At 47.1% G+C, this 8,383-nt stretch carries 9 protein-coding genes; 4 read left to right on the top strand and 5 right to left on the bottom strand.

The window, feature by feature from the left end:
- Positions 1-75: 75 nt before the first annotated feature.
- The 4 genes from EHQ17_RS03365 to EHQ17_RS03380 are packed head-to-tail and all read left to right on the top strand — an operon-like array spanning position 76 to position 5,078.
- On the top strand, positions 76-1,329 hold the full coding sequence (locus EHQ17_RS03365; protein ID WP_135595386.1) for an ATP-grasp domain-containing protein: 1,254 nt from the start codon (positions 76-78) through the stop codon (positions 1,327-1,329).
- Positions 1,316-1,960, top strand: a complete 645-nt coding sequence (locus EHQ17_RS03370) for a class I SAM-dependent methyltransferase (protein ID WP_167881159.1) — start codon at positions 1,316-1,318, stop codon at positions 1,958-1,960. Before EHQ17_RS03365 ends, EHQ17_RS03370 begins: the two co-directional genes overlap by 14 nt.
- On the top strand, positions 1,936-2,823 hold the full coding sequence (locus EHQ17_RS03375) for a class I SAM-dependent methyltransferase (protein WP_135595385.1): 888 nt from the start codon (positions 1,936-1,938) through the stop codon (positions 2,821-2,823). The genes EHQ17_RS03370 and EHQ17_RS03375 overlap by 25 nt, the downstream gene beginning before the upstream one ends.
- 2 nt (positions 2,824-2,825) lie before the next feature.
- Complete coding sequence (locus tag EHQ17_RS03380; protein ID WP_135595384.1) at positions 2,826-5,078, top strand: YhjD/YihY/BrkB family envelope integrity protein; 2,253 nt, start codon at positions 2,826-2,828, stop codon at positions 5,076-5,078.
- A gap of 6 nt (positions 5,079-5,084) precedes the next feature.
- Here the strand turns inward: EHQ17_RS03380 and EHQ17_RS03385 are convergent, their stop codons facing one another.
- The 5 genes from EHQ17_RS03385 to EHQ17_RS03405 all read right to left on the bottom strand — a co-directional run.
- Entirely contained in the window at positions 5,085-5,573 is a 489-nt protein-coding gene (locus EHQ17_RS03385) for a rod-binding protein (protein ID WP_135595383.1), read from the bottom strand.
- Positions 5,570-6,652: a flagellar basal body P-ring protein FlgI gene (locus EHQ17_RS03390; RefSeq protein ID WP_135595382.1), complete on the bottom strand. Its 1,083-nt coding sequence runs from the start codon at positions 6,650-6,652 to the stop codon at positions 5,570-5,572. Before EHQ17_RS03390 ends, EHQ17_RS03385 begins: the two co-directional genes overlap by 4 nt.
- Positions 6,649-7,320 (bottom strand): flagellar basal body L-ring protein FlgH, encoded by a 672-nt coding sequence (locus EHQ17_RS03395; RefSeq protein ID WP_135595381.1) that lies wholly within the window; start codon positions 7,318-7,320, stop codon positions 6,649-6,651. The genes EHQ17_RS03390 and EHQ17_RS03395 overlap by 4 nt, the downstream gene beginning before the upstream one ends.
- A 44-nt stretch (positions 7,321-7,364) precedes the next feature.
- The gene (flgA, locus tag EHQ17_RS03400) at positions 7,365-8,258 is read right to left on the bottom strand and encodes a flagellar basal body P-ring formation chaperone FlgA (protein ID WP_135595380.1); all 894 of its coding nucleotides are present in this window, start codon (positions 8,256-8,258) and stop codon (positions 7,365-7,367) included.
- Positions 8,259-8,276: 18 nt separating this feature from the next.
- Positions 8,277-8,383, bottom strand: a 107-nt coding sequence (locus EHQ17_RS03405) for a flagellar basal body rod C-terminal domain-containing protein (RefSeq protein ID WP_281276488.1), incomplete at its 5' end; no start/stop codon positions are given.

Raw genomic sequence — 8,383 nt, forward strand, 5'->3', positions numbered from 1 at the left:
TGGATCGTATCCCGTCCGATTCCGTTCTAAAAATCCTTTGACTTTCTTCCAGGTATGGGAAGACATATTCAGGAAATGAAACAAACGGGGTATTTTATTTCCATAGGAGCCGGAATCAACCAAGTGCCCTTGATCAAAGCGGCGATCCGTTTGGGATATTCCGTGATCGCGGTGGATCAAAACGACAAGGCCCCCGGACTCGCGCTCGCCTCTCTGCGTATCATGGAATCCGTAACCGAATATCGTAAAATTCTAAAGATCCTTTCCGAAATTCCCATGCAGGGAACGATAGTCGGAATCGGAACACGTTCCTACGGAAAGGCGACGTACACCGCTTCGTATATCGCCGATAAGCTGAAGCTGCGTTATGCGCCTCTTGCCTCGGTGGAAATCTGCTCCGATAAAAATCTGCTAAAAAAAGCCGCTTCGGATGCGGGAATTCTCGTGCCGCAAGGATACGATCCCAAGGCGGGAATTTCCAAAAACCAGTTTCCCTTCGTATACAAACCCTCCGGCGGCAGCGCTAAGGAAGGAATCAGAACGTTTCACGAACAGGAAGAATGGGAACTCTTCCTAAAGACGCGAAAAAAAAACGCCCGCGTAAAAACTGGAAACACCGGACGAAAAACTTCCCTCCCCGAACGGGAGGAATGGATCGCCGAAGAATACGTGCCCGGTTTCGAAATCACGGTATGTGGTCTCGTGCAGAACGGAAATTTTTTTCCAGCTTCGATCTCCCACAAGGACGTGACTTCTTACGATCCCTATTTGGAAACCGCACACACATTGCCGTTTCAAAACCGAGAGCTCGTCGGAGAAATCCTTCTTAATTGTCGCGCGATTACGGCGGCAGCTCGTATGAATCAATGTCCTTTCGTCGCGGAATTCCGCATCACCCCGCAAGGAGAAATTTATCTGATCGAGGCCGCACCCGAAGTGGGAGGGGAATTTTTAGCCGACTATCTTCTCCCGGAATATTTCGGTTCCGATTATTTCGAAAACCTCGTAAAACTGCTCGTAGGCGACACGGTCCTTCCGTTTAAAAATTACGTTTCCGTGCCGAAAAAGTTCGGAGGGATTTTCTTTTCGGCTCCGCCCCGCGGAAAATCCAAGCTGACACGTTATGCGGAATTTCAAACAGACGGAAAGGAAAAACTTTTATTCGACAATAAACGGAAAGAGCTCGGCGAAGTTCTACGCGTCTCGGAAGGAAACTCTGCGCGAGTCCGTAGCGTCGGAATCCTCGGCCCGGCGGCAAACGATCAAACGCCCGAAGAATGGAAACGATCCGTTCTGAAAAGGTTGGAAAGCGAATTTGAATCCCTCTGAATCCTCCCGGGAGGCTTGGAACGTCCACTATACCAGGAACCGATCCAAGTTGACCTATCCGGACGAAAATCTAGTGCGCATGTTGTCCAAAATCCTTTCGGAAAACCAGAACCGAACCCAACGTCCCAACGCCCTCGATTTCGGAACCGGATCCGGCAGACATTGCGTTTTGTTAAACGAATTCGGTTATCAAGTACACGCGGCCGACTACACGGAAAACTCGGTACAAACCGTAAGACAAGAATACCCCTACGTGAACGCGGTCGTGACCGGCGCACCTCCCCTTCCTTTCGAGAATCGTTTTTTCGACGTAGTAGTGAGTTGGGGGGTGTTACACTACAATACGGCCGATTCCGCCAAAGCCTTGTTAGATGAAAAAAGAAGAATCCTCAAACAGGGAGGATATCTGGCCGGATCGGTCCGCGCGGTCGGCGACACTCACCTTCGAGCGCAGGGAACCGAAATCGGCACACCGGATCTCAAAGGCGCCTATTCGAGGTTTTATTCCCTCGAAGAGTTGCGGGAAACGTTGTCCGGCTTCTCCCGCGTCGAATTCGGATACACGGAACGCACTCCCCTCGGCAAATTGGAGGAAAGGATTTGTCATTGGATCTTTCTGGCGAAACTCTAAACGAGGACTGTCCCTGCTGCGAAACCAAGGGCTGGAAATTCCTGTATCACTCCACATTCAATCGATATAATATTCCAATTTATGAATGTAGTTCCTGCGGCTTTCAAACCCAATACCCGCGACCTTCCCCTGACAAATTGTATACGGAGGAATACTATACCGGAGAGGCGGATTTCTCTTATAGAGACGAACGAAACACAGAAACCTACGACCGTTACGTTTGGCGGGCGAGAATCGAAAACATAAAACGGTTTAAATCCCGAGGAGAATTTTTGGACGTGGGTTGTTCGTTCGGGGGATTTCTTAACTGCGCGCGGGAAGCCGGTTTTCGCGTGACCGGGGTCGAGATATCCGCGTATTCGGCGAAGGTCGCGTCCGAACGCGGCGTGCGGATTTATACCGGAGAATTTTTGGACGCGGACTTGCCCGAAAATTTCTTCGACGTAGTCACTCTCGTAGAAGTGATCGAACATTTATCCGAACCGAAACTCGTGTTCCAAAAACTAAACCGAATTCTAAAACCGGGCGGACTACTTCTGATTCAAACTGCCAACTTCGAAGGATGGCAGGCGATCAAAGCGGGTGCGTCGTATCACTATTATCTTCCCGGGCATTTTTATTATTATTCCGAATCCAATCTGAAAAAAATTCTTGATCGGTCCGGTTTTACGGATCATATCACGTATCCCGGAGTGGACTTTCCTCTTTTGGCGAAACTACTCAAATCCAGAGGAAGTTTTCGATCCTGGACGGAATACCGCAAATGGTTCCGGATCGCGTTCTATCACTGGAAAAGTAAACTCAGAAAAAAAAACAGACCTTTGACTTCTTCGATGGTCGTATACAGCTTTAAGGCGGAATAAGGATGTTGCATTTACTAAAACCGGGCTGGCTTACCGACTCGGATAAAATTCCCGAAAAAGGGATATTAAGAATTTTCGTATTGTTCGTACGAATCATCGTCGGTTCCGCATATCGTTTCGTAAAGGACGATTGTCTGATGCAGGCTTCCGGAATTTCTTATACGACGATCGTTTCCCTCATTCCGATGTTGACCGTCGCGTTGTCCCTCATTACGATCACTTCCGGATTGGAAAACAGAAAGGAAGAGATCTTCGATACGATCAACACGTTCATACTTCAAAGCAACATCAACGCGGATATAAACACGTATCTGGAAACCATCGGAGATCTCATCGATACGGCGACACAAATCGGAGCGATCGGTTTCGTGATACTCGTATTTTCGGCTACGGCGGTATTACGATCTTTGGAGAACGCATTCAACGGAATTTGGAAGATACGATCCAGCAGATCGCTTTTTCAAAAACTCGTATTCTATTTTTTCGTCCTCGCGATCGGCCCTTTGTTGTTCGTCATCGGCGAAGGTGTCGCGCAGAAGCTCATAGATTTTTTCCGGCCACCGCACTATTTGTCGATGGAACGGGACGGCTCGGGCAAAATCTGGGTCGCGGGGGAAAACGGAACCCTTTTTAGAATGGACGCTTCCCTCAAAAGGGAATATTCGATCCGAGAGGACGAGATCGACTTCGAGAATATGAAATGTCTGGATAATCTCGGCGGACGACTCGATTTCTGCAAAAAACCCGACGTCGAAAACGCCGATTTCGTCAAAATCAGAATCCGGGAAGAATTGATCTACGCGATTTCCTCGAGAGGAATTCTACTTGTAAAACCGGTGGAGTCCTCGGTTTGGAATCTCACTTCCCTGGAGGGAACGGAACTAAAAGACATCGAAGTAGTAAATTCGAATAATATTTTTATAATATTCAAAAACGGTGAAGTCCTTCATTATATACCCGAAGGAATCTCATTTAAACCTATCTTCAAGGACAGATTGAAGATGAACGCGTCCCGTGTTTATTTTCCGGACGCGCACAACGGATACATCGCGGATCAATCGGGAACCGTCTGGACGAGTAACGACGGAGGATTCAGTTTCTATCCGAATCGGTTGACTCATTTGGAATTTCACGACATTCACCGTTCCGAAAACGGCGATCTGTTTTTAGCCGGAGAAAGGGGCGTTCTCTACCGTTCGCGCGACGGCGGTAACAGCTGGCTCGATTTGAGTCATAAACGTTACAACTTCATCCGCATCTGGTCGTTTGCGGCATCGGAGGATACGATGGAACTTTTTTTGATGGATAGTATAGGAAATATACTGATTTCGACGGACGAGGGTGATCATTGGAATCCGTTTTACACGCCGCTGAACGGCAAATTATGGGCGAATCTTCTTCTGGAAAGAAAAGAGAACGGAAAATTGAGGATGCTCAACGTCGGAGATTACAAGACCATCAGCGTCACAGAGTCCAAGGACCAGAAGTTCGCAACGACCGTGATCACCGGAGGTGACAGCGTATTTTCTGTATATTCGTTTTTACGAATATTATTTCCGCTTTCGGGAATTTGGCTTTTTTTTCTGAGTTTGTATTCCCTGATCCCGAACACGAAGGTTCCTCTAAAAGCGTCCGCGGTAGGAGCCGTAGTAACCGGCGTGATTTTTCTCGTATTTCTGTGGGCGTTTCAGGTCTATCTTTCCTCCTTCAGTGAAACGACTATGATCATCTACAAGGCGTTAGCCGCCGTCCCGATTTTCCTTTTGGGCGTATATTCACTTTCCTTAATAGTATTATTCGGAGCGGAGATCACCGCATCCCTACAGTATCGGGAGCGTTACCTGGCTCCGCTCCACTCTTTGGACGAAATCCATTCTTCTCCGAGCAACGAATTCAGAAAGTTGATCGCTGTTCTAAAAACGGCCTATCGGATTCAAAAAGAGAAAAAGATTCCTTCCTCCTCGTATGAACTCGCACGCGTTTCGCTTTTAAAGGAGGAGGAAATTCCGATTTTGACCAAGAAGTTATGCGAGTTGGAATTGTTATCCGAAACCGGAAAAAATTCTTTCGTTCCGATCGTTGCGCCCGGCGATCTCAGTCTCGGGGACGTATACAGGAAAATCCCTGAGCCGTTATTGACCGGAGACGAGGGTTTGAAGTTGTTTGCGGAGGCGGTCCGGATCAAAGTCGAAAGAACGGAAGAAAAACTTCAACACGACCTCGATACGATCAAATTCTCCGATCTAATCGCCTAACAAAGATTAGGCTTTTTGATCCGTTTTCCGATTTTTGGAAACAGGAGCCAGGTTGGAGGAAAGGGATTGATAGATCTGTTCCGCGAGACCCAGCGACGAATTGGAGGATAAATTTTTCGAGTATTCGTCGTATAACATGTCTTCGAAAATTTCCTCAGCGTGTCCGCCGTCGATGAGGCCTGATTTTTGTACCGTCTTTTTCATTTCGGACAACATCATCTTTACGAAAAGCGATTCGAATTCCACCGATGCAGAATATAATTTCTTACGATACGGATCGGTTTGTATTTCTTCTTTAATGTTATGCGGAAGACGGATTTCCGAAGAGCTGATCTTACCTGAAAGTTTTTCGTTGAATTCCTGACGCAACGTTTCGGGAAAAGACGCCGCCCGATTGGCCTTACTTTCCTTTTCCACATTGAGAAGACTTCTAACCTCCGGTTTGTCGGTCAGGTTCAGTTTATTGGTATAATCCTGGATGGAATCGATTCTCATTGTATCTCCAACTCGGCGTGTAACGCGCCGGATTTTTTAAGAGCTTCCAAAATAGCGATGATATCTTTCGTGGACGCCCCTACTTTATTCAACGCCTCCACGACGTCGCCGACGCTCGTCGCTTCTTCTATTACGAAGGAACTTTTCGTCGGCTCCTGATCCTTGCCCAACCAACTCCTTTTTCTGTTTTTGTCGGTCACGGAAAGATTTAAACCGGAACGGGATACGGCCACTTCTTCGATCGTGATGTTTCCTCCCATCACGATGACCCCGGTCCTTTCATTGATGACGACCTTGGGTCTTGTCTGGGTTTCGACGGTCAGGTTCTCAATGTCGCTTAACAAATTCAATAATGCGTCCGATTTATTCTCGAACGTTTTTCCGAGAACGATATTGATCTCGGTCGGAGAAACGGGAATCACCGACTCGGGAGCGATTCCGTGTTTACCCGGAAGGATAGATCTGATCTGCGATACAACCGCGTTCAAAGTGGTGAAGTCCTGACCTTCCAATTGGATCTGAACGCGTTCGGAAGAATAAAAATTCTGATCCAACTCCTGTTCGACGATCGCGCCTCCGTGAACTATTCCCACGGTCTTTTTATTTCCACGTCCTCCGCTTCCCCGTTCCTGCTCCTGTCTACCTCCGAAAGAAATCACACCGGAAGCGACCGCAAAGGTTTTATCTCCCGCCGTTTTCAAAGGCGACTGCAAAAGTACACCTCCTTCCAAAGACTTGGCGTCTCCTATCGAAGAAACGGTTACGTTGAGTTTGTCCCCCTTACGCGCGTAGGTCGGAATAGTCGCGGTGATCAAAACCGAGGCGATGTTTCTGGTTTGATCCGGTTTTAGATTCGCATCCACTCCCAGATTTTTTAGATAGTTTTTCATACTTTCGGAAGTAAACGGAGTTTTGCCGTCTCCCGTTCCGGGAAGACCGACCACGATTCCGTACCCGGTGATTTGATTTTCTCGAATCCCTTCGATGCGTGCCACGTCCTTGAGTCTCAATTCCGCGGCGAAATTCCGAGTTAGAGTCAAAAAATAGAATATATAAAATATGGAATATTTTAATTTCATTGTGATTCTCCCAAAAGTCGATTGAGCTGACCCAGTATCAACCTTTGTTTTTCCTCTTCGGAGAGTTCGGCCTTTATCGTCACCGATCCGTCGGGATTCGTCACAGTTTTTAGCGCGATAGGAGGAACGACTTCCTTAGGATTGATTTTTCCGTTGTAGGTGACGCGCAGATTGGCGATCTTATCCGCGTCCAAGGAAAAATCCTTTTCCACGAATTCGTGGGCGACGTTTCCGATTAGGGTTAGGCTATTCTCCTCCCCGTTGATAAGGCTGCTTTTATTTCCTTGTATGATCAACAAACCGGTGTTCGGATCGACTCCCGTTACCAAAGCCGTAAGATTCCCCCTTATTTTACCGGCGGATTTTATCTTTCCCTTATTTTTACGCGTAATCGTACGATCGCTGTTATACGAAGGCATGTCCGGCACGATTTTTTTATCGGGCATCGACTTAAGAGTGAGGGTTTCGTCGGCGTTGGACTCCAACTCGAATTCCGCCTGCAAACCGTTGCGAATTTTTACGTAAATCGCCGAGCCTACTTTTATATTTTGTCGCACGGAATAGGGGTTTTTTTCTGTCCAGAGGGAGCCGTCCTGAGCCTTTAGAGAAAATTCCTGTGTGTTGAAGGCAACGGTCAAGAATACGGAAAAATAAAAACGTGCATTCATCCTTAAGAACTTTCGAATATTATAGATAACGAAATCGATTAGTCTCATTCGGTAACCACCGTGTTTTTATCGACGACCTTTGCACGCATTTGTCCTTCCCGGGAATGATTCGTTACTTGGACCTCGTCGCCGATATTTCCGGAACTGAGCGCTTTCACCTTGGTTTTGAGGACGAGACTTCCTTTGTGATAGATCATCAGGATTTCACCTCCTCTTTGTACGTCCTGGATCTTACGTACGTGTTTTTTTCGGAAAACCTCTCCTTCGCGCATTTCCTTGAGTAAAGTGGAACCTATCAGTTCTTTTCCGGGTGAATCCAAAATCTCTTCGGGGCTGAGAATCTCCTCTTCCCTGAAATCGTTTTCCGAGATTTTGCTTCCCTTTTCCAGAATACGGGAGGCCTTTTGAACGAGGATTTTCTGTTCAACCTGAAAGCGGATTCGCAGAGTATGTATTTTCTGATTTTGAAAATATATCTCCAAAGAAGCCATCAACTGACCGGGATGGAGACGCGACGCCAAATTTGCCCAGCGCAATTCCACGCCTTCGCGGGGAACCTTCGTTTCTCCCGAGATATACGTTAGGCGAAATTTCTCTTGAGGATGCCTTTTGGAAATTTCCTCGGAAAGGGAACTCGTAATTTCCGAAGGATCCAAGGTATGATTGAGCGGAAGCACCAAAGTTTCTTTCCCTGTAACGATAGGGTCGAGGTCCCGATATACTTCGGCGATTTCTCTCGCGCCTACGTACGTCGGCTTTTTCGGATTCTTGAGCAGAATACGATCCTCGTATCCTTCCGGAATACGCGCCACGGAGGAAAGATAAACTTCCTCGGTCTCCACGATCGCCTTACCTTTAAGGTAAATTCCCGATGAACCTCTCCCCCAGAGAAAGGAGACTGCGACCGTTAGCAGTACAGTTAGGCGAATTAAGTTCATAAGAAATTTATAAAATTCTTATCTCTTAAGAGATATGGCGGTCGATAACATGTTGTCCGAAGTTTGAATGGCTTTCGAATTGGATTCATAGGCCCTCTGTGCGACGATCATATTCACCATCTCTT

This window comes from Leptospira gomenensis (genome assembly GCF_004770155.1).
Taxonomy (GTDB): Bacteria; Spirochaetota; Leptospiria; order Leptospirales; family Leptospiraceae; genus Leptospira; species Leptospira gomenensis.